The organism is Flavobacterium enshiense, assembly GCF_022836875.1.
GTDB classification, from domain to species: domain Bacteria; phylum Bacteroidota; class Bacteroidia; order Flavobacteriales; family Flavobacteriaceae; genus Flavobacterium; species Flavobacterium enshiense_A.
The window spans coordinates 2,887,996-2,912,552 of the sequence record NZ_CP090376.1; the positions used below are offsets into that span (position 1 = coordinate 2,887,996).

The following is a 24,557-nucleotide window of genomic DNA, read 5'->3' on the forward strand; positions in this document are numbered from 1 at the left end:
AAAAAACTGCATAACGCAGTTTTATAAGTCCTATTCTTATCAAAAATTCAATTTTGAGGTATCCCAATTTTTATGCTTTTCGTTCCAGAGTTGTCCGTTTTTGACCTCCAGCGGGCAATCAAAATTATTGGTATAAAGAGCGCCGGTTCCTAAGCCTTGTGGCATCGGATTTTGAAGTGTATATGTCCATTGCGCGATGGCATTTAACCCAATGTTACTTTCCAGAGCGGAAGTGATCCACCAGCCGATTTTATATTTTTCGGCTAAAGTAATCCACTCTTGTGTGCCACGGAATCCGCCCACTAAACTCGGCTTTAATATGATGTATTGCGGTTTAATTTTTTTGAGTAACGCTTCTTTTTCTTCCAAAGAAAACACGCCAATCAGCTCTTCATCCAAGGCGATAGGAAAAGGTGTCGATTTGCATAGCTCTGCCATCCTGTCAGTGTTGTTTTTAGCGATAGGCTGCTCTATACTATGTAACTCAAACTCAGATAACTGATTCAATTTATCTAAAGCGTCATCTGAAGAAAAAGCACCATTAGCATCTACCCTGATTTCAATGGTTTGGGCATCAAAATTACTTCGGATAAAACGCAATAAATCAAGTTCTTTCTGGAAATCTATGGCTCCTATTTTGAGTTTTATGCACTTGAATCCGCTGGCTAGTTTTTCATCGATTTGCTGCTTCATGAACACCTCATCGCCCATCCAAACCAAGCCGTTTATGAAAATACTTTTTTCACTTTTGGTAAATGCAGACGGGAATAACAAAAACGGATTTTCAGCCTCTAGCGACAAAAAAGCCTGTTCGATTCCGAATTGTATAGACGGGAATTCCATCATGGCTTCCCAAAGTTTGTCTTTTCCCAAATCGATGTTTTGGCAAACCCATTTTAGTTTTTCTTCATAATCCGGTCGGTCGTCAACACTAAGCGTTCGCAGGATGCCACACTCGCCTATTCCCTTTTTTCCTTCTTTTTCAAGAATTATAAACCAGGTTTCTTTTTCGTCAAGAATCCCTCGTGACGTTCCGGCTGGACGTTTGAAATTAAGGACGTATTTTTGATAACTAGCTTTGATCATTAGAAAACTTTACAGATATGAAAATGGTTAATCTAATAGCCCCGATGGGAGGGGCATCCTTTTGAAACGGTCATTGAGGCTCTCGAAATGACCTTTTCAAAAGATACAGCGGACAGCGGGAAAATGGTTTTCAAAAAAAGCCCGAACCTCCCGATAGCTATCGGGACGCTCCAAAAAAATTATAATTCGATTGCTTCTCCTATTTCCAAAAGCATCAGGTCTTTGCCTTTGTCGAAGAATTTTTTGATTGATTCCTCGTGGTTGATTACGATAAATCCGAAGGTGTCATAGTGATAGCCCAAAACCTTATCGCATTCCAGAAAATCGGAAGCGATAATGGCATCGTCAACACTCATAGTGAAATTATCGCCGATTGGAAGAATGGCCAAATCAAGTTTGGTGCGCATCGGAATCAATTTCATATCCATTGTAAGTGCCGTATCGCCAGCGATATAAATATTTTTGTGTTCGCCTTCGATTACGAATCCGCCAGGTTGACCTCCGTAACTTCCGTCTGCAAAGGAACTGGTGTGGATGGCATTTACGTATTTTACGGTTCCGAAATCGAATTTCCAGCTTCCGCCGTGATTCATCGGATGGTAATTCAAACCTTTGTGACCGAAATGCGTAGCGATTTCATAATTGGAAACGATAGTAGCCTTGGTTCTTTTCGCAATTGCTTCCACATCCAACACATGGTCCTGATGCGCGTGAGTAACTAAAATATAGTCGGCTTTTAAAATATTGATATCGATATGAGACGCTTTTGGGTTTCCTGTGATAAAAGGATCGACTAAGATGTGCTTGCCGCTTACTTCAATTCCGATACAGGCGTGACCGTAAAATGTAATTTTCATGATCTTATATATTTTTTGATTAGTAGAAGAATACCAAAGTTAATGAAAGGAGAATTGCCAAAGCAAATGTTCCAAGAGCTACTTTTTTCAGTTCCGGATCAAAATCGGTGTACGTTTTTGCCGTCTGAACCGTTTTCAAATGTCGGAACATCAAAATGGCAATAAACAAAGCCGCGAAATAGCTTATTTCAACCAAAAAAGAAAAAACAACGGTTGCTAAAACTGCCATAACCACTATTGTGTAATGATAGTATTTCGCAGTCTGCAATCCCATTTTTACCACTATCGTTTTCTTTCCCGAGTTTCTGTCGTTTTCGATGTCGCGCATGTTGTTCAGGTTTAAAACCGCCACACTCAGCAAACCGACAGCAACGGCCGGTAAAATAAGAATCCAGTCAAATTGTTTTGTGAAAAGGAAGTTAGAACCCAATACACTTACCAATCCGAAGAAAATAAAAACGAAAACATCTCCGAATCCGCTGTAACCGTAAGCACCTTTTCCAACTGTATATTTAATGGCTGCGATTATTGAAGCGATTCCCAAAAAGAAAAACAACAACGAATAACCGAAATTTTCTTTTCCGAAGGAAATGTAAATCAGCGTCACTGCTGAAATCAGCGACAAAACTGCTGTAATAATGATTGCCTTTTTCATTTGATCCACCGAAATGGCTCCGCTTTGAATGGCTCGCTGTGGCCCTACCCTGTTTTCATTGTCTGTTCCTTTTACGCCATCGCCATAATCGTTGGCAAAATTGGAAAGCACCTGAAATCCTAAAGTTGTTAACAAAGCAAAAACAATAATCAGCAAATTTTCAAACCCCTGAAAATAAGCATAAGCACTTCCTACAATTATTCCCGAAACCGATAACGGCAACGTTCTAAGCCTTGCGGCCTGTATCCATTTTTTCATTTATAATAATTCAAATTCTTTATTTTATAATTTAAAACCAGCATCACATCCAGTTTTCCTTTGTGGTTTCCACCTGATACAGCCACGTGTTCACCAGTTCTTTAATTTTGGAAAAATTCCCTAAGTAAAAGGACAAATCCCCGCCAGCAGTTGTGATGGTAACGCTTCCTACATTGGCGCGTTTATGCCAGAAAAACTGACTGACTTTTATAGCCTGAATCTTGTGAGGCTCAATTATTTCGTTGTCGACATCCCAAGCACCGCTTTGTCTGATAATGTACTGCTGATTTATAAACAAACGGTAATTCCTGAATCCGAAGTAAAGCAACAATCCGACAAAGGCCAGATAAAAAGGCAGGATTAAAATATAATCAAACACTTTATTGTCTATGATAAATCCGTAACCAAAAACTATGGAAACCGGCAGGATAATCAAAAAGAAGGACGGAAACAATAATTTTCGGATATTGGGTTTTAACATCACTCCTTTTTCCGGAATTTGTCCAAATAAAAGCTTCAGAATGGCTTCTCTTTCAACCTCATCACAGCCCGGAATTTCGATGGCTGATTTCCTGTTTTCTTTTTCCGTTTCACTGCCCGATGCCTGCTTGATTTTTAAGCTCAGCACATCCATTTTCTTTTGGAGCCAGTTCTGACTCAATGCCACAATTTGAACCTTATTCGGTTTTATGATGGTGTTTTTAGTAGATAACAGACCGTACGAAAGCAATAAAGAGCGGCTTTTTTTTGTGATTTTAAAATCGAAATATTTAATAATCGTACGAAACAGATTGATGACAAGAATTGCAAAAAATACGATGCCAATTAATATCGTTGCCGAATACAATGCCATATTCCTATTAATGTAGCTTTCAATTTCAGCATCCATTTGATCCAGTGCGTGGGAATTGCGGGCCACGTTCTGAACATTTTCGTAAACCGTAAAGAAAAAAGCCGTCAATAAACCGAAACTTCGAACATAATTGGACGTGATTCCGATTTTTACCAGACTCAAAAAACTTATCGCAATGAAAGGTTTTTCGGTTTCTTCATTAACAGATTCCAATAATGTCGTGACTTCGGAAACGCTGCTGACCTCACTAAGCAATTTTGTTCTTAAAGCAACGGCAAGATCATGTGAAATAGCGCGAATGGAAACTTCCTTTTTAGTACTTCCGGCAGTGTCGATATCTAATGCATGGACGCCGATAATCTTCTGAACAAAGGACTGACTGATATTTACCTGCTGGATTTTATGCAGTTGGATCGCTATTTTAGACTTATTCAAAACCCCTTCATGAATAATGAATTCGTCGTTTTCTTCATCTATGTGGAAAGTAAAATTGAGGTACTGCAGATAGGCAATAATCCCTACTACCGAAACTACTACGATAACCCCTAAGCCCAAATACAGTTTGTTCATTTCGTTGAACTTAAATAACCAAACCACCAAAAGAGGCCACAAAGCGCGGACTATCTTTCGGAGTGTATCGGCAAACATTACCAAAACACCAATTAAGGATTGTCTTTGCGGGTGATTAAAGTCGGAACTACTCATTCTCAACAGCAGTATTAGTCATGTCAGAGGTTAGTTTTGACATCAGTAATTGCTTGATGTTTTGTGCCCTGTCTTTTTCGATTCCGGGAATTTCGATATCGCTGTCACCACCGCCTGCAGTAAAAATCTGGATTGATGCTAAACCGAACTGACGCGCTATGAAACCTTCATGCAAAGCAACGTGCTGTACACGGCTGTAAGGAATAATCGTCGTCGTTTCTGCAATTACTCCGCTTTTGTACAATACATCATGCTGGCGAAAAGCAAAGCCTCGTTTTTTAAAACTAAGCTTACCGAATCCGACAGAAAGTAAAAACAAAAGAAAGGCAGCAGCGTAAAACAAATACCAGTATCCCTGGGCTTTTTCATTAAAAAACAAAAAGATTCCCAGCCCCAGGCTCATCACCGAAAGGAAAATGAAATTACCGATAAGGATGATTTTCCAATAATCCTTATGCAGCGGTAAAAACGAAACTTCCTCAAATTTGGGAAGTTCCGTGATATTTATGGTTTCGTTGGTAAAATTCAATTTTGATCATTTTTTAAATCACAAGGGATAGGTTGTGAGGGATAAGGCATAAGTTGAAAGAAATAAGTTGTTAGGGATAAGCAGGATAATCCGTAAAGTTTCCCTTTTCCCTTTTCCCTTTCCTCTTTTCACTCTCTATTAAGGAATGTATTTCTTCTCAAAATTAGGTTTGCGTTTTTCAAGGAACGCATTACGACCTTCGATTGCTTCATCCGACATATAAGCTAAACGAGTAGCTTCACCGGCGAAAACCTGCTGACCTACCATACCGTCGTCGGTAAGGTTCATGGCGAATTTCAGCATTTTGATGGAAATAGGCGATTTTTCAAGGATTTCCTGTGCCCACTGATACGCTGTATCTTCCAATTCAGCATGAGGAATAACAGCATTTACCATTCCCATTTCGTAAGCGTCCTGAGCAGAATAATTTCTGCCTAAAAAGAAAATTTCACGGGCTTTTTTCTGTCCGACCATTTTTGCAAGGTAAGCCGATCCATAGCCTCCGTCGAAACTGGTTACATCAGCATCGGTTTGTTTGAAAATAGCGTGTTCCTTACTTGCCAGCGTCAAATCGCAAACCACATGCAAACTGTGTCCGCCTCCAACAGCCCAACCCGGAACAACGGCAATAACCACTTTCGGCATAAAACGAATCAGGCGCTGTACTTCCAGAATGTTTAATCGGTGATAACCATCATCTCCTACATAACCCTGATAACCACGCGCTTTTTGGTCTCCACCACTGCAGAATGACCAGATGCCATCTTTAGACGAAGGTCCTTCTGCCGAAAGCAAAACCACTCCGATAGAAGTATCTTCATGCGCATCGTGGAATGCCTCTAAAAGTTCTTTCGTTGTTTTTGGTCGGAACGCATTGCGGATATCCGGGCGGTTAAAAGCAATTCTTGCCACCCCGTCGCATTTCTTATAGGTTATATCTTCAAATTCTTTTACTGTCTTCCAGTTAATTGCACTCATGTTTTCAAATTTAAAACGTAAAAATAAATCATTTTTTGCATTATATTGCGCTTTCAAAAAATTAAAAACAATGAAAAAAATATTTGTTTCAGCCGCTTTATTAGGTTTGATTTTCGCCGCAAATGCTCAAAAATATGAATTCCAAACGGTTACTGATTTAGAAACGTTACCGGTTATCAGTCAGGGACAAACAGGAACCTGCTGGAGTTTTTCGACATCTTCATTTTTAGAATCAGAAATCATCCGTCTGACGGGGAAGAAAATCGATCTTTCGGAAATGTATCAGGTGCGAAACACCTATCCTAAAAAAGCAGAAAATTATGTGATGCGTCAAGGGAAATCGCAATTTGGCGAAGGAGGATTAGCACATGATGTTATTAATTCGGCAGCGGATTATGGTTTGGTTCCCAATTCAGTTTACAGCGGTTTGAATGGCATGTCCGAGAATCATAACCACACTGAAATGGTTGCCGTTATTGAAAGTATGCTGAAAACCTACGTAGACAATCCTGCAAAAAAACTATCGCCCAGCTGGAAAAAAGCAATCGATGCGATGTTGGATGTGTATATCGGGAAAAACCCTTCGGAATTTACTTTTGAAGGAAAAAAATACACGCCGCAAAGTTTCATGGCGATGGCAAAAATAAACCCGAAGGATTATGTAACGGTTACTTCGTTTACGCATGTTCCTAATTACAAATCATTCATTTTAAATATTCCGGACAATTTTTCAAATGGAAGTTTTTACAATCTTCCGTTAAATGAATTTATGGAAACTATCGATAATGCTTTGGCAAAAGGTTATACGGTTGAATTGGATTGCGACGTTAGCGAGCCTACTTTTTCAGGAAAAAGTGGAGTTGCAGTTATCCCTGCCAGTGATGAGGATGCTAAAATCATTTTAACTGAGATAAAAGCCGAGAAAAACATTACGCCTGAATTCCGTCAACAGGAATTTGAAAACTTAACCACTACTGACGATCATTTGATGCATATCGTTGGAAAAATGAAAGATCAAAAAGGCAACATTTACTATAAAGTAAAAAACTCCTGGGGAACGGATGAAAAACGAGTGGCCAACGGCGGTTATGTATATATGAGTGTCGCTTACATGAAATTGAAAGCAATTTCTGTCCTGGTACACAAGGATGCTTTACAGAAAAACACTGCAAAAAATTTAGGTGTTTAAGTGAAAAAAAAGAAGCATATTTTTAAAGAAGATAATTATAAATTTCGTAATTTTAAGTACTTCTTTCACAAGAAGTTAGTTCACTGATTTATAAATTAAAAAAGTTATTCTTTGAAAAAATCTGTAATTTTTGTCGCTCTTTTATCTGTAGTATTATTTACAAGTTGTAAAAAAGATTCCGAAGTTAAACCTGAGGAAACAACTGAAGCAGTTATGGAAGAGCAGGTAGATTCGGTTGCAACTGACAGCATTAAAACTGATGAAGTAGCACCTGTGGAAGTTGAGGGAGATACACTGACTAAGAAATAAGTCAATTCTTTAGAAGACGTTTTCATAAACCCATAGGTAATGACGCGAATGTCGGATTAATGAGATGAAGTTTTAACTCTCTGCTTAAAGACAAAGAAATTTTAAAACAATTGAAGTTCAGCGCTATTTTTCAGCTGATGCAATTGTTAGAATTTATTTTAATAAAAACAATGAGGCTAACCCAAAAGGTTAGCCTTTTTGTTATATCAAAATCAGTGTCCCTAGAGTGACTTTTAACAAATTGTGACTTTTAACAAATTTAATTCGTTTTGGGATTTTGTAAATAGCTCGGGTTATTTATATTTGCCCTTTACCAATAATTACAATGAAGATTTCAAGATATATCCCTATACTTTCACTTTTTTTATTTTTCAGTTGCAATGGAAAAGACGGAAAAAAAGGCAACAATCAAAATGACACTGTCCTTTTAGCCGAAAAATACGAAGTCAGTTTTCCAAAATTAGATACAAGATACACTGAAAAAGAAAGAGCCTTTGTAGAAAACTTCTACAACAAACACTATAATCCCAAAGATTTCAGTGGCGGATTTTTAGTTGCTAAAAACGGACAGATCATTTATGAGAACTACAGTGGTTATGCCTATAAAGAAAAAGGCGATAAAATCACTGCTGATAAACCTATTCACATTGCCTCGGTAAGTAAAACACTGACGGCCGTTTGTGTTTTAAAACTGGTTGACGAAGGCAAAATAAAACTGGATAACAGTGTAAAAAACTATCTTCCGAGTTTTCCTCACAAGGAAACAACTGTCCGCATGCTATTAAACCATCGAAGTGGCTTGCGTAACTATGCTTACTTTACAGATGATAAGGGCGTTTGGAACAAAAAACAAACATTGACCAATCAGGATGTTTTAAACCTTTTGGCTACGAAACCAATCGGATTGGAATCAAGACCAGGAACACGTTTTGGTTACTGCAACACTAATTATGCTTTATTGGCATTAATTATTGAAAAGGCAACCAACAAAAAATACTCTGTTGCGATGAACGAAATGATTTTCAAACCACTTGGGATGAAAAACACTTTTGTTTTTGACGATTTAAAAAAGAAAGACGAGGTTAGCCAATCGTACAAAAACAATTATTTACGACTAGCCTTTGAATTTTTGGATCAGGTATACGGAGATAAAAATATTTACTCTACGCCGAGAGACTTACTGAAATTTGAAACTGCTACGTATTCCGATGCATTCTTAAGCAAAAAAATGAAAGCCGAAATGTTCAAAGGTTACAGTTATGAAACCAAAGGACAACGCAATTACGGACTTGGAATCCGTATGCTGGAATTTGAAACCGGACAGAAATATTTCTTCCACAACGGCTGGTGGCACGGTAACACTTCTTCTTTAGTAACCTTACGAAAAGAAAATGTGACTATCATTGCACTTTCCAATAAATACACACACAAAACGTATAAGACCAAAAAACTGGCTGCTCATTTTGGTGATTATCCTTTTAAATTTAAAGAAGATATTGGTGCAGAATAATCATCATAGAAGAAAACAAATACTTTAAAAAAAAACAGGGAACATTTTGTTCCCTGTTTTTTTTTAAAGTATTAACCTATTTTTACCGAAGTCATTGTAAGCGAGCCACCAACGGCTTTATCGTTAAAGAAACTGATACCGTCATTATTATCCTGCAACGCTAATGAATACAGCATCGGATAATAATGATCTGGGGTTGGAATCGCCAATTTTGCCGCTTTGTGCAAAGTCTCATAGTCGATTAAGGCTTTGTGATTTCCGTCGGCAATTTTACTTTTGAAAATCGTATTCATTTCAGTTGCCCAGTCAAAACCATATTCGGGTTCGTTCAACTTGTCCCAAGCCACCATTCTCAGATTGTGTACCATGTTTCCGCTTCCTATGATCAACACTCCTTTTTTGCGAAGCGATGCCAATTGTTTTGCCAATTCATAATGATATTCCGCGGGCTTGCTGTAATCGATACTTAGTTGCAATACCGGAATATCCGCATCAGGGTACATATGACGAACTACAGTCCATGTCCCGTGGTCCAAACCCCAATCATGATCTAAACCAACATCGGTTTTTGTAATTAATTGTTTTGTTGCCAGAGCCAGTTCCGGATTTCCGGGTGCCGGATATTGTACCTCGAAAAGCTCCTGAGGAAACCCACCGAAATCATGAATCGTCTTAGGCTGGTTCATGGCTGTAATATGAGTTCCCCTAGTTAACCAATGCGCCGAAATCACCAAAACCGCCTTTGGTTTCTCAATTTTCTGCCCCATTGCTCTCCAGGTTTGCGAAAACTGATTGTCTTCGATTCCGTTCATCGGAGAACCGTGACCAATAAACAAAACCGGAAGTTTTGTATCTTCTTCGCTTAACTCTTTTGTCCAATTATAAAATGGTTGTAACGTTGCCATAGCCGCTCCTCCTATTATTGTTTTTATAAACTCATCTCTTTTCATTACTATACAATAATTGTATATACAAATGTAATAATAAAAACATACTGAAACTAGTTTTTAAGCAATTTTAACAGCTAGAGATTGATTTACAACAAGTAGATACCGTCTTCCTTAATATCAATGAGTTTTTGTTTGTAAAGCGTTCCGATGGCTTTCTTAAACGTTTTTTTGCTCATTTTTAGCACCGTTTTGATATCTTCCGGATGGGAATCATCGTTTAAACGAAGAAAACCGCGGCTGGCTTTCAATTCATCCAGAATGGCTTGGGCAGAAGCATCGATGCGCTCCATACCGAAAGGCTGGCGGGATACATCTATTTTACCATCAGGGCGGATAGTTTTTATGAATCCTACAATTCGGTCACCGGTGCGTAAATCTTCAAAAACTTCGTTCGTATATAAAAGTCCTTTGTGTTTTTCGTTGATGATTACATTGATTCCGACTTCCGTGATATGAGAAACAATCAAATCAACCTCATCGCCTACGTTAACTGTAATATCTTTATTGTCGAGGAATTGATTGGTTTTACTGGAACCGACCAGCCGTTTGGTCTTTTCGTCCAAATACATGTACACCAAATAGCGTTTCCCCTGCTCCATCGGACGTGCCTGCTCTTTGAATGGGACGAACAAATCCTTTTCCATTCCCCAATTCATGAAGGCACCGAATTTATTGGTGTAATTCACCCTAAGCAAAGCGAATTCATTAAGGAAAATATACGGTTCCAATGTAGTGGCAACAGGACGTTCCTCATGATCGAGGTAAACAAAAACCGCAATTTCATCACCAATTTTAAAATCGTTGGGAACGTATTTGTTTGGCAGCAGTATGTCGTGAATGCCTTCAGGGTCGGCTTCAGGGTTACCAAGAAACAAACCAACCTTCGTATCTCTTAATATTGTAAGCGTATTGTATTTTCCTATTTCAATCATTTCTCTAATATATCTGGTTTGCAAAGATACAAACTAGTTTTAACATCTGATTTCAAGAAACAATAAACGTCAATATATTTAGTTTAGAAGAAAAATAGTACTTTTATACTATGAAAAAATTAAGTCTTTTTATAGTTATAATTTTGCTCAACAGCTGTACTAGTAAGATCAGCCCCTATTTTGAATCGAACAAATACATCAACGAAAATAATTCCGTAATAAATGACAACCTTCAATTTTCGCATGAATCCTATGGGGATGTAAATTTTATTAAAGATAAACCCGCATTAAAAAAACATTTGAAAACCGTCAAAATCCCCTTTGACAATATTTTGTTATACGGCAAAACCTGGATCGACCCAATTTATGAATACTACATTCTGGTTGATTCCAAAAAGACTTTAAAAAAGAATGATCATTATTTCCAGAAAGACACTTTAATTAATAATCACAAATTTACTTTCATTGGAATTTCGTTGGACAAATATAATCCAGCGAATGACTTCAGCATGTTATCCAAAAAAATCGTCTCCGGAAACGATTACACAAAAAAACTCCCGTCCCTTTTTGACATTATCCGTTCCAATAAATCATCCAACCAGTTCCTGAAAGGCTTAACCGAATTCAACAATTATCCTTCATACACAAAAGCGGAAAACTGGAACAAACTACAAATGCAGCTTACTTTTGCTTCCTTTCTAGGACAAAACAATACTTATAATAAACTCATAAAACAATGGAGCCCAAACAAAACCAATGACACAATTGCTGCGCTAATAAAACAAAAATACATCAACGGATTACGAAATGTCGAAAGAGAAATCCTGGAAATTGCAAAGGATGAAAAGATAATCATGTTTAATGAAAATCATTTTTATCCGAACCACAGAATCCTTGTGACGCAACTGCTGCCGGAACTAAAAAAAACAGGCTTCAGCTACATTGCACTGGAAACCTTGGCTGAAAAACAGGACAGCATTTTAAACAATGGTGGCAAACTGGATATGGAAAGCGGTTTTTATACACGCGAACAACATTATGCTGAACTTATCCGAACGGCTCAGGCATTAGGTTTTCACTTTGTAACTTATGAGAACTTTGATAAGGCAAAAGACAGGGAAACCGGTCAAGCTGAGAACCTTTACAACGCCACTTTTGCCAGAGACAATAATGCCAGAGTAGTAGTATTGGCAGGGATTTCACATATCATGGAAGAGCCTGATTCCAAAGACAAAAAATGGATGGCAGCCATTTTTAAAGAGAAGTTTGGAATAAATCCCATTACTTTTTCGCAAACCGACTTAAATTCTTATTCAAACTTAACGGAATCTATAACTCTATTAAAAAGCGTTGATTTGGACAAAAAATACCAAACCACGGATTACAAAATCATTAACAGCCTTTCATTTAAAGAAAACAAAGGCAATTTCAGCTATAAAAACAACCATTCCAAAAATGTTCAGGCAACATTGTATTTCGATGAAGAACTGCTAAAATCAACAGATTATTCGAAAAAAGTACCTTACAGATGTTATTTATTGGAAAAAAATGAAACGTTTTCCGTGACATTGTCCAACTCAAAAATAAGATTGATGGTCTTTGATGAAGACGGAAAAATACTTGAAAACAAAATTGTAAACTAACACATCTTTAATTTTCCGGTATTATTTATAAATCTCCTGCGGTACTAAATTTTTAAAATAACTCAACAAAACCTGATTGTTAACTTCCGTTGGAGTGAAAATTTCAATTATCGATGGTTTTTCAGCAGCCGAAAACATATTCATTTCTACGTTCAATTCCGATTCACTACTGCATTTGAAATAGTCAAAACGGTACATTTTAGCCAGATGCTCTGCTGTTAAGGAATGTGTTGTTTCAAAGAAAGTATTGAAAACAGCTGTTTCCTGATGCCCTGGCAAAATCCTGAAAATTCCACCTCCATGATTGTTAATCAGGATGATTTTAAAATTTTGCGGAATATAACTGTTCCAAAGCGCATTGCTGTCGTAAAAGAAACTCACATCACCTGTAATCATGACTGTCGGTTTTCCGGACGCCAAAGCCGCTCCAATCGCTGTAGTTGTACTTCCATCTATACCACTCGTTCCTCTGTTACAAAAAACTTCGATGCTTGGATGTATATCAAACAACTGAGCATAACGAATCGGTGAACTGTTGCTTATTTGCAACTGGCTGTTTTCTGCTAGCATCGGAAGAATTTTTTCAAATACTTTCATATCCGAAAACGGTATTGTTTTCAAGTACTTTCCGTGCATTTTTTTTCGCAACGCTTTTAAATTCATTGCGTTCTGTCTGTAATCGCTTTCTGTTGGATTCACCATGGAAAGAAATTCATTGAAAAACACATTGGGGCTCACTTCAAAATGCTGTGTCAAACATCCGAAAGTATCATAAGCCCTATGGGTATCAACATGCCAATGTTCTTTGGGTTTGTACTTCCGAATAAATGCTTTGATTCGTTTTGAAACTATCATTCCACCAATGGAAACAAGAATTTCAGGCTGAAAAGCTTTGAAATCCTCATCAGTAAAAGGGGTGATAATAGTGTCTATATTGGGGATAAAATCAGGGTGATGGACATTCGAGGTCACTTCGGTCATAACCACAACTGAAGGATCATTTGCCAACCGATTTAAAACAGCTACATCGATTTCATTTGGATTATTCACGCCGATAAGGATCAGTTTCTTTTTAGCAGCATTCCATTGATTTGCGAAAACATTCAGATTAGGCAATTGCTTTTCATCTGTTTTATAATCGACCCCTACCGGGTGCACCGTAAGCTCGCTGACCGTTTCATATAAAGGCTCTTCAAAAGGTGCATTAATATGAACAGGACCTTTTTGTGCTGTTGCTTCATTAATTGCCTGATTGATTTTCAGATCGTTTTCTTCTGAAGCTTCTTCACTTAAATTAGCATTAAAAAGAATATGATTTTGAAAAACATTTTCCTGGCGAATGGTTTGTCCGTCACCTATGTCAATTTTACTTTGCGGACGGTCGGCAGAAATCACAACCAGAGGAATCTGACTGTAAAACGCTTCTGCCACGGCGGGATAATAATTAAGTAATGCTGAACCGGACGTGCAGACTAAAGCCACGGGTTTTTGCTTTTGCTGTGCCATTCCCATCGCAAAAAAAGCTGCACAACGTTCGTCAGCAATACTGTAACAATTAAATTCGGGATTACTGGCAAACCCAATGGTTAACGGGGCGTTTCTGGATCCAGGTGAAATCACAACATCGAGAAGGTCTTTAGCTTTACAGATTTCGATTAAACTTTGAGCTAAAGGTATTTTTGGGTAAATCATTTTTAAGACTGCTAAGTCACAAAGATACAAATATTAAGATGCTGGAAAAATACAATATCTGTTATCTGGAAAGCAGTTTTTCTTCTTCGTGAATTATCATGAATTTGTAAAATGTGAAATGTGAAATACCGTAAGACAAAATCACCATTTGGTAAATGTCTTCGTTTTTAATATAAAATTTATTGATGAAAAATGCTGCTATCTGAATAATAAACAAAATGGAACTGATAAGCAGCCAGAAGTTTTTTTGCCCAGAATTATTTACATAGTTAATAATGGCAACTCCTCCTATGAACGAAGTTAAAAAAGCATTTAAAATCCATATATAATAAGTATCACCAAGAAATGACACTACAATTTCGATTATATAAAGATAGATGACAAAGAAAGGAATAAAAGCTATACCTACGGCTTTGTAGTTTTCTCGCGTAACCAAACTCAAAATCAGCAAAACCAGACACAGTTTAAAAAGTAAAGATGAAAAAGTCGCATAAATAAAAGATTCAGGCGTATCAAAATAAAAAAAGACAGACGCACATTGATACAACGCCAATCCAATGATATAAAGAGGGTTCCTCTTTATCGAAGTTACCAAATACAGAATTAGTAAAATCGGAATCCTGATAAACCAAAAAACATCTGTCATTTCCTGAATGCTCATCAAAGAAAACAAGCTGTACAGGAAAAGATTCAGAAAATAAAGAAACAAAAGTATCTTAGTAATGTTTTTCAAATTCCTTGTTCATTAACATTTTATACTAAAAATAGCAATAAATTGTTAAACAATAACAGATATAAATCGTTTTTGTTAAAAAAACATCAGCCATAACTCCACGCTTATACTTACTTATAGTTTTCTTTCTTTTGAGTTGTACATAATATTCGTTAAATTTGATAGGTAAAACCAAGCAAAATGAGCATTAGTATCCGTCCCGCAACCGTTGAAGACATGACTTCCGTTTTGGAGATTGTCAATCATGAGATTTTGAATTCAACCTCAATTTATGATTATGAACCCAGAACACTGGGACAGCAGGTTTCTATTTTCAAAGACAAAAAGGACCATAATTTTCCTTTTATCGTTGCCGAAAAAAACAATGCAATTGTTGGTTTCGGGACCTATGGACCGTTCCGGTTTAAAGAAGCTTATAAATTTACTGTTGAACATTCTGTATATGTCCATAAGGATTATACCGGAAATGGAATTGGCTCAACCCTTCTGAAAGAATTAATAGAAATGGCGAAATTGCAGAAAATGCATGCGATGATTGGCGTTATTGATTCCGAAAACATCGGGAGCATTTCTTTTCATGAACGACAAGGTTTTAAAAGAGCAGGACAACTTAAAGAAACCGGTTTTAAATTTGACCGTTGGCTGGATTCCGTATTCGTGGAACTCATTTTACGATAAGTAGCTTTGCCGAAATTTAAATCGGCAATACAATAAAAAAAGCCAAAACTGACTATTCAATTTTGGCTTTTTTTATTTATTATTATCTTACTAAGACATTATCCTTTTATCCAATCGACTATTTCCTGATTATCCGGTAATACTCTCGGACTGATCACATTCACAAGTTCGCCTTTTTCGTCAATCAGGTATTTTTGGAAGTTCCATTCTACCTGACTGTCTTCCAAACCGTTTTTAGCTTTCTCGGTCAAAAAATGATACAATGGGTGCATATCGCCTCCCTTAACCGAAATTTTTGCCATCATTGGGAAAGTGACTCCATAATTCTTCGTGCAGAATGTTTTGATCTCATTGTTGTTTCCCGGTTCCTGGGCTCCAAAATTATTGGCTGGAAATCCAACAATTTCAAAACCAAGTGCTTTATATGTGGAATATATTTTTTGCAATTGCTCATACTGTGGTGTCAGTCCGCATTCGGAAGCGGTATTCACCACCATGATTTTCTTTCCTTTTAAGGTAGCGAAATCAAAAGTATTTCCTTCGATATCTTCTACTTTAAACTGATAAATATTCTGTTTCATGATTTTGTTTTTTTCTGCTTTTTCCGTCGTTTTATTTGTTTGTTTTTGTCCGTAACAAACCGGAATAAACAACAAGCCGATAGCTATAATTAAGTTTTTCATAAATTCTATTTTTTATAAAATTAATCAAATTGACGGTTTTCAAATACTTTACCGCTGTAAATTTTTGTTAACAAAAAACCCACAATCTCTTGATCATGGGTTTTTCATTCTATTTCTTGTAGTATTTTCTATACTGAAAATACGAAGCAATTCCGAGTAATGAAACAAGTGCAACTGAAACATAAACGAAATCCGGTGTCACCACTTTATCTCCTTTTGCATAAGAATGCAGTCCTGTTAAATAGAAATTCACTCCGAAATACGTCATCATAATCGAATAAAAAGCAAAAACGCTGATTAGGTTGAAAATCCACTTCCCTCTTAATGCCGGAACGAAACGCATGTGAATTACAAAAGCATACACCATGATACTGATTAAAGCCCACGTTTCTTTCGGATCCCATCCCCAGTAACGTCCCCAGCTTTCGTTAGCCCATTGGCCTCCCAAGAAGTTACCGATTGTCAGCATCACCAAGCCTACTGTTAACGCCATTTCGTTGATAATGGTAATCTCCCTGATATTAAGATCCATTTTTTCTTTGTTCTTTTTATTGGTCAGCAAGATCAGTAGCAATGAAACGATCCCTAAAATCATTCCCAGGGTGAACGGCCCATAACTAGCTACAATAACAGCCACGTGAATCATTAACCAGTACGAATTAAGTACCGGCTGCAGGTTTGCAATGGCTGGGTCCATCCAGTTCCAGTGCGCAATCATTAAGATCATCGCTGCTACGAATGCGGTTGAAGCTACTGTCAGTTCCGATTTTCTTCCGAAAACCAAACCGAAAAGCATGGTTGCCCATCCTACATAAATCATTGATTCGTATGCATCACTCCATGGTGCGTGACCGGAAATGTACCAACGAGCAATTAACCCGATGGTGTGCAATACGAAAAATATTGCGATAAGCACATGACTCACTTTCACCAAAGCATTGATGATTTTTCCCGAATTAAAAATCTTGATAATCACAAACAGGAACATCAAAACGCCTGCGATCATATACCATGAATACAATTTTTTAAAAATATCGTACTTATTGTACATAATTTCCGAATCGATTTTCTCTTCGCTCGGGTAAACTTCTTTTCCGTATTTCTGCTGAAACTTGATTAATCCGTCCAGGAAAATCTCGGCAGCTTTGTAATCTTTTTTAACCGGCACTTCATCCAAAGAATTCAAATACAACGGAATTACATTTTTTGTAAACAAAGAATCAATTCCTGTTAATCGCGCTTCGTTGAGTTCCAAATGTGAGACCCACTTGTTGTTTTTGTCGAATGGAATAGGAAATACTTTTAAAATCTGTCCGCTTAAAGCCGAATACAGTAAATTTACCTTCTTATCCGTTTCCATGAAATCCTTCTGAAATTGATTAGGAACCGGTGCTTTATAAGCTTCATCCAAATATGGGGATAATTTATAATTTCCTCTGTCATCAAAGAATTTCATCAAGGAAACATATTTCGCCCCTTTTTCAGCACCAATCAAATTATGAATACTGTCGTTTCCTTTTTTGATAAATATAATCGGCACATTATACCAAACCTGCGGAAACTGCGTCATAGAAAGGAAAACCTGATCGGAATTCATTCCCTTATAGGTATCGCTTTTACTTACTTTTCGTAACAATTCCGATGAAAACGTATTGAGCGGTTTCATACGTCCTCCTTGATCCTGAACAATCAACCTGCCGAATTTAGCTGCATGTTCGTCCGAAACTTTGTATCTTAAAATCAGCGAATCGATTTGTTTTCCGTTCGGCATCTTCTGCTCGTTCTGATGTTGTGCCATCATTCCCGTACTGAAAACCAACGCGATAATCGTTGTTAAAGCTGCTTTTTTATCTTTAACTTTTTTAAGTTTATCCTTTAAATCACCGAAGCGGGAATCTTTGGTAAACAGGATTCCGAGTAATCCGGCAAACAACAGGAAATAACCAACATAAGTTATCCAAGTTCCCCAGAAATCGTGGTTTACGGAAAGAACCGTTCCTTTTTCATCCGGATCGAAAGAAGCCTGAAAGAAACGATATCCTCTGTAATCCAAAATATTGTTCATAAAAATACGGGCGTCAAATTTATTTTTTTGCTCCGCATCGTCTACAGTTACCTTACTTTCGAAAGCCGAATAACTTTTCTCGGTTCCCGGATATTTGGACGCGATGAAATCATTCAGTTTTATTTTGAAAGGTGTTTCATAAACCTTACTTCCGTACATGATAGTGTATTCTAGCTTTCCTAACTTAAATGACTGCGGCTCTCCCATTTTTCCTTTGGATCCCAAAAGCGTAACCTCCTTCTCTTTCCCTTCGTTTTTAACGGTCAGTACTAAAGCGTCATCTGTTTTTTGGTCTTTATAATCGCCGTTTGATTCCATCACCATTTTCCCTTTTATGGCCGGCTGCGGAATAACAAACTGGGTTCCGCCCATGTTATAAAGTGAACGCAGCATTAGTGGCTGGATTTTATCTTTTTCTACAGTACCCTGCATCTTATCCGCCATTCGCATAAAGTTCCCATCAAATGGAGTCTGAATCGTGTAGGCCTCACTTATTTTTGTAATATTTATGGCGCCTTCCGTGAATTTATTGAATGCAAAAAGTACGTTATGGATATTTTGTACTTCGCCTTCTTTGATAAAATGTTCGTGACGCGTTCCATCCCCCGATTCCACGATTTTTAAATACAAAACACCTTGTGGATCTTCCTTAATCTCTTCTTTTGCTCCCATTATGAAATCCTTATATTCAATTTCAAAAGGGATTTCATCAAAATTTTCATGGATTGAAAAATGATTGTTGGTAATAGGTGCCATCAGTAACTGTTTTTCGAAAGTACGGCGTTTCATTTCGCCTTGATAATCACCGTCAACGAATACATTCAAATAGACTTTATCCGAAAATATCTGATTGGATTCCTGACCTTCACGAATAGGCATCATCCCTTCAAAACTGATGTAACGGGTAATAAAGGCACCTACTATAATCAGGATAAAAGACAAATGCAGCAACAATGAAGCCCATTTACTCCATTGAAGTAGTTTGTATCGCTTAATGTTCCCGATAAAATTAATCACGAAGAACACCATGATTACTTCAAACCATTTAGAATTGTATACTAATATACGAGCAGTGTCGGTATTGTATTCACTTTCGATAAAGGTTCCGGCTGCCATTGCTGTGGCAAAAGCGATGAACAACACAGCCATTAAACGGGTTGAAAAAAGGAAGGAAAATATTTTTTTATCCATGACGGAAATCGGTTTTTACAAATTGTCGCGAAGATACTTAAAAACAAAGTTTTGATACCCCATTTTAACGAATTTTAAGAAATATATTATTGAGCTAAAAACTTACTTTATCGGTAAGAATCATAACACGAGATATACTAACACAAACTTAAACAGATTTCCAGGGACATCAACTGACAATTATCATCTCCCCTTTTCTCTTCCAAACACAAAAAACGACAGGAAACTAATGTTTCTAGCTATTGAAACTGCACGGAATTGCTAACTTTGCAAAAAAAATATCATGGATAACGCATATATCGGGTACCATTTTACGGTGGAACCTAAAGAACTGGGTTCGGAAATTTTAGTGGCCGAATTGGGTGAAACAGCATTTGAGAGCTTCATAGAAACCGAAAACGGAATTTCGGCTTACGTACAAAAAGCGCTTTGGAACGAACATATTTTAGATGATATTCAGATTTTACACTCGGATGAATTTAAGATTGAATACACATTTGAAGAAATTGAGCAGGTGAACTGGAATGAAGAATGGGAGAAGAATTTTGATCCTATTGATGTTGACGGGGTTTGCCACGTTCGTGCACCTTTTCATGAAAAAACCGATGCTAAATATGATATCGTCATTGAACCGAAAATGAGTTTTGGTACCGGGCATCATGAAACGACGCACATGATGATTCAGCATCTTCTGGAAATGGATGTGACAGATATGAAAACGTTGGACATGGGTTGCGGAACTGCGATTTTAGCGATTTTAGCAGAAATGAAAGGAGCCAAACCGATTGACGCGATTGACATTGACAACTGGTGTTATCTGAATTCGATTGAAAATGCGGAAAGAAACAACTGCCAGCATATTTCGGTTTATGAAGGTGATGCTTCACTGTTGAATCAGGGGCAAAAATATGATTTGATCATTGCCAACATCAACAGAAACATTTTGTTGAACGACATGCAAACCTATGTGAACTGCTTGAACAAAGGCGGATTTTTATTGCTGAGCGGATTTTACAACGAAGATATTTCGGTTATAGATGCTTCTTGCACTGAGAAAGGTTTGACTTATGTTAAAAAGTTCCAAAAGAACAATTGGGTTGCTCTAAAATATGTAATTTAGTAGTTAATTTCAATCTAACAATTAGATTATGAGTGTAAAAGAAAAAGTACTGGAAAAGGTTTCGATTGAAGAATTGCTTTCTTCTGATTACGAAATTATTCTGTTTAATGATGATGTCAATACATTCGATCACGTGATTGATACGCTGATAGATGTGTGTAATCATGAACCCTTACAAGCAGAACAATGTGCTATTTTGGTTCATTATACCGGTAAATGTGGTGTAAAAACAGGCTCTTATAAAGAATTAGAACCTAAGTGCAGCAAACTGCTTGAGGCCGGTCTCAGTGCTGAGATACAATAAAAATAAAAAAAGCCCCGAATTTTTATTCGGGGCTTTTTATGTTTTATAATTTTACTTATCCTCTGGTAAAAACGATAATGTATACATTATCAAATTTTAACTTAAGCTCTCTGGAAGTTAAATTTACAATCTCACCAGTAAAGCTAATCTCCTCTATGTTTATTGTAAGATTGTTACCTGAGCGAGTCCACGTTCCATTGGTCGTAAACATTTGACAAGGGGAGTCTGTTGAATCGTAATCAACATCAGTGAGACTTCCGTTAGAATTGACCATAATGTAATCTTTAGAACACCCGTCTTCATTTCCTTCATAATCCCATAACTCTTCATTACCGTCTGTAATGCTGCCTTCTTTTGAAAAAATCCATTTACCTTCCAATTGAGCAGAAGAATTTGAAGAATCATCATCTTCATTACATGATGCGAAAGACAAACCCAAAACCAAGGCAGAAACGAATAAAATATAAATATCCTTCATATACTTATTTGTTTTTAAAATTTAACAATAAATTTACAAAAACCATAAGAAAAATCCAATTTTTATTGCGATTTAGACAATATAAAAAAATATCGTAACTTCTTTCAAAAAAAGGCCCCGAATGTTATTCGGGGCCTTTTTATACATTATACTATTTTACTTATCTCTGGTAAAAATTGAATCATATATTAATGTGGCAACTTATGCTTGAAAACACCATACAGATAAGTTCCCAATAATGCTCCAACCAAAACGATTACAATCCCATAAAAGCCAGCTCCTAGGAGAATGAATATCGGTCCCGGACAAGATCCTACCAATGCCCAGCCCAAACCGAATAAAATTCCGCCCACAACATAACGAACGAATCCTCTCTCTTTATCGGCTATCTCAATCGGAAGTCCTTTAATATCCTTAAGATTATTTCTTTTTATAACCTGAACACCCACAACACCGGTAACTACGGCAACACCAATAATTCCGAACATGTGAAACGACTGGAAGTGAAACATTTCATAGATTCTGTACCATGAAACGGCCTCCGCTTTAGTCAATACGATTCCGAAAACGAAACCTACCAGAACAAACTTGATTAAATTAAAAAATTTCATATGCTTTCTTAGAAAATTAATGGTAAAATAAAATGTGCCATAACCAACCCTCCGATAAAGAATCCGATAACAGCTATTAAAGACGGTTTCTGAAGGTTACTTAACCCGGTAATGGCGTGACCGGAAGTACAGCCTCCGGCATAACGGGTACCAAAACCAATCAACAATCCCCCGAAGAAAAGAATAGCAAGCATTTTAGGATTTTTCAAAGCTTCCCAACTAAATAATGTATCAGGCCCCAGTTTTCCGTTTGGCGCCTCGATATGCATAACAGCTAACTGTTCTATGGTCTTTGGATTCAGCTGTACTCCGCTTCCATCACTTAAAAAGTGAACTGCGAAGAACCCTCCCAAAATTGCACCGAAAACCACTGCTAAATTCCACTTTTGCTCGCGCCAGTCGAATTTGAAAAAATCCACATTTTTACCTGCACCTGCCATGGTGCAAAGTGTTCTTAAATTGGAAGACATTCCAAAAGACTTTCCGAAGAAGATTAAGGTGAGCATTACTGCTCCTATCAAAAACCCTGAAATATACCAGGGCCATGTTCCGTAAAATGAATACATAGTTTATTTCTTTTTGGCAAAAGTAATTATTGCTTAAAAATTTTGTGTAACAAACATTACATATTTTTCGTTACAATGAAATAAACCTTTAATTTTGGATTATTAAAAAATTAGCGAATGAAGAATTACCGTATTGAAATTAAATGGGCAATCGTTTATGTAATCGTATCCTTTGTATGGATATTCATTCAGAAAGCGTTAGGCTTTTTTGATAGCAATATTTCAAGACATGTCTTTTTTTCAGTTCTGATTGTTTTGGTTTTGATACCGCTCTTTTATTTCGAGCAAACGGATAAAAAAAAGAATTTCCTCAATAATAAAATGATGTGGAAACAAGGGTTCATTTCTGGATGTCTCGTAATTGTTCTTGCTACTTTATTTGTTCCTGTATTGAGTTATGTGACTTATGAACTAGTAGCACCTGACTTTTTCAAAAAAGCAATCGCTTTATACACAGAAAGCGGAAAATTAAATCCGATTGATGCTGCGGCACGATTCAATTTAAAAAGCTCTATGCTTCAAGGAGTTTCAGATAATTTATCATTCGGAATTAGTTTTTCGGCAATTATGGCATTTTTTACAAAATCAAAATAATTATGTTCAAAAAAGTCTTTTTACTAAACCTGCTTTTCATTGGTCTGACGGCTTGTATCAGTACAAAATCAACGATACAGAATATTGACAATAATGCAATTAAGCCAGCCCTTAAAGATGGTGCTTTTCAACTGAAAGAATATACCGATTCAAAAAAATACGCTTATAACCAGGACTATCCCATTAATATAGGCGTTATTCAGGAAAAAAATGAAGACCAGTATATCGGTTATTTTTTCAATGCGATCACCGGCCCGAACGGAGAGAAAGTTACCTACGAAAAAGTGGAAACGTGCTGTCCGTTTCCAACCAAATACAACAAAATCGGAGGAGGCTTATTATCAATTTATGAAGTAAAATGGGAAGGACAGAACAAACCTGTTCGTTTGTATTTCAACATTTACGAAAGAGGCAAAATTATGTGCCCGGTTGGCTTCAAGATTAAAAATTTTCAGAATAAATAATTAAAACTTTAAGATTTTTATAAGATTTCACACCTTCTAACAACTTCATTAGAAGGTTTTTTTATTATATCTTTGTACAACTTTTTTAGATACAATCATGAATTTACAGAACATACCACAGATTAAACATACAGACAGCGGAAATTTTTTCTTATTAGCTGGACCTTGTGCCATTGAAGGAGAAGAAATGGCAATGCGAATTGCAGAAAGAGCGGTTTCCGTAACCGACAGACTTAAAATTCCTTATGTTTTTAAAGGGTCGTTTAAGAAAGCCAACCGCTCCAGAATAGACAGCTTCACTGGCATTGGTGACGAAAAAGCTTTGAAAATACTTCAGAAAGTATCAAAAGAATTCGGTGTACCTACCGTAACTGACATCCATACCAATGAAGATGCGGCGATGGCTGCCGAGTATGTGGATGTACTTCAGATTCCAGCTTTTTTAGTACGCCAGACCGATTTGGTTGTAGCTGCCGCAAATACCGGAAAAACCGTAAATCTTAAGAAAGGACAATTCATGAGTCCGGAAAGCATGAAACACGCAGTGCAAAAGGTAATCGACTGCAACAATCAGAATGTTATGGTAACCGACAGAGGAACCATGTTCGGATATCAAGATATGATCGTGGATTACCGTGGAATTCCTACCATGCAGCAATTTGCCACTACCGTTTTGGATGTTACCCATTCATTACAACAGCCAAACCAAATGGTTGGTGTAACCGGCGGACGACCTGAGATGATTGAAACGGTTGCCAAAGCAGGTATAGCTGTAGGTGTTGACGGAATTTTCATTGAAACCCATTTTGATCCGGCAAACGCGAAAAGCGACGGAGCCAATATGCTTCACCTGGATTTATTTGAAGGACTAATGGACAAACTCGTTGCCATCAGACAAACAATCAACAAATTTTAATAAAATTT

25 protein-coding genes are annotated in these 24,557 nt (G+C 37.1%); 10 read left to right on the forward strand and 15 right to left on the reverse strand.

Going from position 1 to position 24,557, the window contains the following annotated elements; all coding sequences use genetic code 11:
- Window positions 1–39: 39 nt before the first annotated feature.
- The 6 genes from LZF87_RS13145 to LZF87_RS13170 form a co-directional block, all read right to left on the reverse strand.
- Window positions 40–1,083, reverse strand: a complete 1,044-nt coding sequence (locus LZF87_RS13145) for an o-succinylbenzoate synthase (RefSeq protein ID WP_244343822.1) — start codon at window positions 1,081–1,083, stop codon at window positions 40–42.
- Window positions 1,084–1,265: 182 nt separating this feature from the next.
- Window positions 1,266–1,943, reverse strand: coding sequence for a metal-dependent hydrolase (locus tag LZF87_RS13150; protein WP_244339646.1), 678 nt, complete (start codon window positions 1,941–1,943; stop codon window positions 1,266–1,268).
- 19 nt (window positions 1,944–1,962) lie between these two features.
- A complete protein-coding gene (menA, locus tag LZF87_RS13155; protein WP_244339648.1) occupies window positions 1,963–2,856 on the reverse strand; it encodes a 1,4-dihydroxy-2-naphthoate octaprenyltransferase in 894 nt (297 codons plus the stop codon).
- Between the two features lie 43 nt (window positions 2,857–2,899).
- Window positions 2,900–4,414: a PH domain-containing protein gene (locus tag LZF87_RS13160; RefSeq protein ID WP_244339650.1), complete on the reverse strand. Its 1,515-nt coding sequence runs from the start codon at window positions 4,412–4,414 to the stop codon at window positions 2,900–2,902.
- Window positions 4,407–4,943, reverse strand: a complete 537-nt coding sequence (locus LZF87_RS13165; protein ID WP_244339651.1) for a PH domain-containing protein — start codon at window positions 4,941–4,943, stop codon at window positions 4,407–4,409. Before LZF87_RS13165 ends, LZF87_RS13160 begins: the two co-directional genes overlap by 8 nt.
- A 138-nt stretch (window positions 4,944–5,081) precedes the next feature.
- Window positions 5,082–5,921 (reverse strand): 1,4-dihydroxy-2-naphthoyl-CoA synthase, encoded by an 840-nt coding sequence (locus tag LZF87_RS13170; protein WP_023573815.1) that lies wholly within the window; start codon window positions 5,919–5,921, stop codon window positions 5,082–5,084.
- A gap of 70 nt (window positions 5,922–5,991) precedes the next feature.
- Here LZF87_RS13170 and LZF87_RS13175 point away from each other — a divergent pair, with 70 nt between their 5' ends.
- The 3 genes from LZF87_RS13175 to LZF87_RS13185 all read left to right on the forward strand — a co-directional run bounded on the left by LZF87_RS13175 (window position 5,992) and on the right by LZF87_RS13185 (window position 8,929).
- Complete coding sequence (locus LZF87_RS13175; protein ID WP_244339652.1) at window positions 5,992–7,110, forward strand: C1 family peptidase; 1,119 nt, start codon at window positions 5,992–5,994, stop codon at window positions 7,108–7,110.
- 111 nt (window positions 7,111–7,221) lie between these two features.
- A complete protein-coding gene (locus tag LZF87_RS13180; RefSeq protein ID WP_244339654.1) occupies window positions 7,222–7,419 on the forward strand; it encodes a hypothetical protein in 198 nt (65 codons plus the stop codon).
- Between the two features lie 325 nt (window positions 7,420–7,744).
- On the forward strand, window positions 7,745–8,929 hold the full coding sequence (locus tag LZF87_RS13185; RefSeq protein ID WP_244339656.1) for a serine hydrolase domain-containing protein: 1,185 nt from the start codon (window positions 7,745–7,747) through the stop codon (window positions 8,927–8,929).
- Between the two features lie 71 nt (window positions 8,930–9,000).
- Here the strand turns inward: LZF87_RS13185 and ygiD are convergent, their stop codons facing one another.
- Window positions 9,001–9,879 (reverse strand): 4,5-DOPA dioxygenase extradiol, encoded by an 879-nt coding sequence (gene ygiD / locus LZF87_RS13190; protein ID WP_244339658.1) that lies wholly within the window; start codon window positions 9,877–9,879, stop codon window positions 9,001–9,003.
- 86 nt (window positions 9,880–9,965) lie between these two features.
- Entirely contained in the window at window positions 9,966–10,811 is an 846-nt protein-coding gene (locus LZF87_RS13195) for a CvfB family protein (RefSeq protein WP_244339659.1), read from the reverse strand.
- A gap of 110 nt (window positions 10,812–10,921) precedes the next feature.
- Here LZF87_RS13195 and LZF87_RS13200 point away from each other — a divergent pair, with 110 nt between their 5' ends.
- Window positions 10,922–12,454 (forward strand): hypothetical protein, encoded by a 1,533-nt coding sequence (locus tag LZF87_RS13200; RefSeq protein ID WP_244339660.1) that lies wholly within the window; start codon window positions 10,922–10,924, stop codon window positions 12,452–12,454.
- A 21-nt stretch (window positions 12,455–12,475) separates the two neighbouring features.
- Here the strand turns inward: LZF87_RS13200 and menD are convergent, their stop codons facing one another.
- Complete coding sequence (gene menD / locus LZF87_RS13205; RefSeq protein WP_244339661.1) at window positions 12,476–14,146, reverse strand: 2-succinyl-5-enolpyruvyl-6-hydroxy-3-cyclohexene-1-carboxylic-acid synthase; 1,671 nt, start codon at window positions 14,144–14,146, stop codon at window positions 12,476–12,478.
- Between the two features lie 61 nt (window positions 14,147–14,207).
- Window positions 14,208–14,807: a hypothetical protein gene (locus tag LZF87_RS13210; protein ID WP_244339663.1), complete on the reverse strand. Its 600-nt coding sequence runs from the start codon at window positions 14,805–14,807 to the stop codon at window positions 14,208–14,210.
- Window positions 14,808–15,059: 252 nt separating this feature from the next.
- Here LZF87_RS13210 and LZF87_RS13215 point away from each other — a divergent pair, with 252 nt between their 5' ends.
- Window positions 15,060–15,557, forward strand: coding sequence for a GNAT family N-acetyltransferase (locus LZF87_RS13215; protein ID WP_244339664.1), 498 nt, complete (start codon window positions 15,060–15,062; stop codon window positions 15,555–15,557).
- A gap of 98 nt (window positions 15,558–15,655) precedes the next feature.
- On the opposite strand, the gene LZF87_RS13220 is transcribed toward LZF87_RS13215, so the two are convergent.
- Together LZF87_RS13220 and ccsA are read right to left on the reverse strand one after the other, a co-directional pair.
- Window positions 15,656–16,240: a glutathione peroxidase gene (locus tag LZF87_RS13220; RefSeq protein ID WP_244339665.1), complete on the reverse strand. Its 585-nt coding sequence runs from the start codon at window positions 16,238–16,240 to the stop codon at window positions 15,656–15,658.
- A 109-nt stretch (window positions 16,241–16,349) separates the two neighbouring features.
- Complete coding sequence (ccsA, locus tag LZF87_RS13225; RefSeq protein WP_244339666.1) at window positions 16,350–19,496, reverse strand: cytochrome c biogenesis protein CcsA; 3,147 nt, start codon at window positions 19,494–19,496, stop codon at window positions 16,350–16,352.
- A gap of 283 nt (window positions 19,497–19,779) precedes the next feature.
- Here ccsA and prmA point away from each other — a divergent pair, with 283 nt between their 5' ends.
- Complete coding sequence (prmA, locus tag LZF87_RS13230; RefSeq protein WP_244339668.1) at window positions 19,780–20,616, forward strand: 50S ribosomal protein L11 methyltransferase; 837 nt, start codon at window positions 19,780–19,782, stop codon at window positions 20,614–20,616.
- A gap of 28 nt (window positions 20,617–20,644) precedes the next feature.
- Complete coding sequence (locus LZF87_RS13235) at window positions 20,645–20,920, forward strand: ATP-dependent Clp protease adaptor ClpS (RefSeq protein ID WP_244339670.1); 276 nt, start codon at window positions 20,645–20,647, stop codon at window positions 20,918–20,920.
- Between the two features lie 55 nt (window positions 20,921–20,975).
- Here the strand turns inward: LZF87_RS13235 and LZF87_RS13240 are convergent, their stop codons facing one another.
- The 3 genes from LZF87_RS13240 to LZF87_RS13250 all read right to left on the reverse strand — a co-directional run bounded on the left by LZF87_RS13240 (window position 20,976) and on the right by LZF87_RS13250 (window position 22,575).
- A complete protein-coding gene (locus LZF87_RS13240) occupies window positions 20,976–21,398 on the reverse strand; it encodes a lipocalin family protein (protein WP_244339672.1) in 423 nt (140 codons plus the stop codon).
- Between the two features lie 188 nt (window positions 21,399–21,586).
- The gene (locus tag LZF87_RS13245; protein WP_244339673.1) at window positions 21,587–22,009 is read right to left on the reverse strand and encodes a DUF6691 family protein; all 423 of its coding nucleotides are present in this window, start codon (window positions 22,007–22,009) and stop codon (window positions 21,587–21,589) included.
- A gap of 8 nt (window positions 22,010–22,017) precedes the next feature.
- Window positions 22,018–22,575: a YeeE/YedE family protein gene (locus tag LZF87_RS13250; RefSeq protein WP_244339675.1), complete on the reverse strand. Its 558-nt coding sequence runs from the start codon at window positions 22,573–22,575 to the stop codon at window positions 22,018–22,020.
- A 117-nt stretch (window positions 22,576–22,692) separates the two neighbouring features.
- Between LZF87_RS13250 and LZF87_RS13255 the strand changes: the two genes are divergently transcribed.
- From LZF87_RS13255 to kdsA, 3 genes are all read left to right on the forward strand, one after another.
- A complete protein-coding gene (locus tag LZF87_RS13255; protein WP_244339677.1) occupies window positions 22,693–23,169 on the forward strand; it encodes a DUF4199 domain-containing protein in 477 nt (158 codons plus the stop codon).
- Between the two features lie 2 nt (window positions 23,170–23,171).
- Window positions 23,172–23,633: a 2-dehydro-3-deoxyphosphooctonate aldolase gene (locus LZF87_RS13260; RefSeq protein WP_244339679.1), complete on the forward strand. Its 462-nt coding sequence runs from the start codon at window positions 23,172–23,174 to the stop codon at window positions 23,631–23,633.
- A gap of 97 nt (window positions 23,634–23,730) precedes the next feature.
- A complete protein-coding gene (gene kdsA / locus LZF87_RS13265) occupies window positions 23,731–24,549 on the forward strand; it encodes a 3-deoxy-8-phosphooctulonate synthase (protein WP_023573835.1) in 819 nt (272 codons plus the stop codon).
- Window positions 24,550–24,557 lie beyond the last annotated feature (8 nt).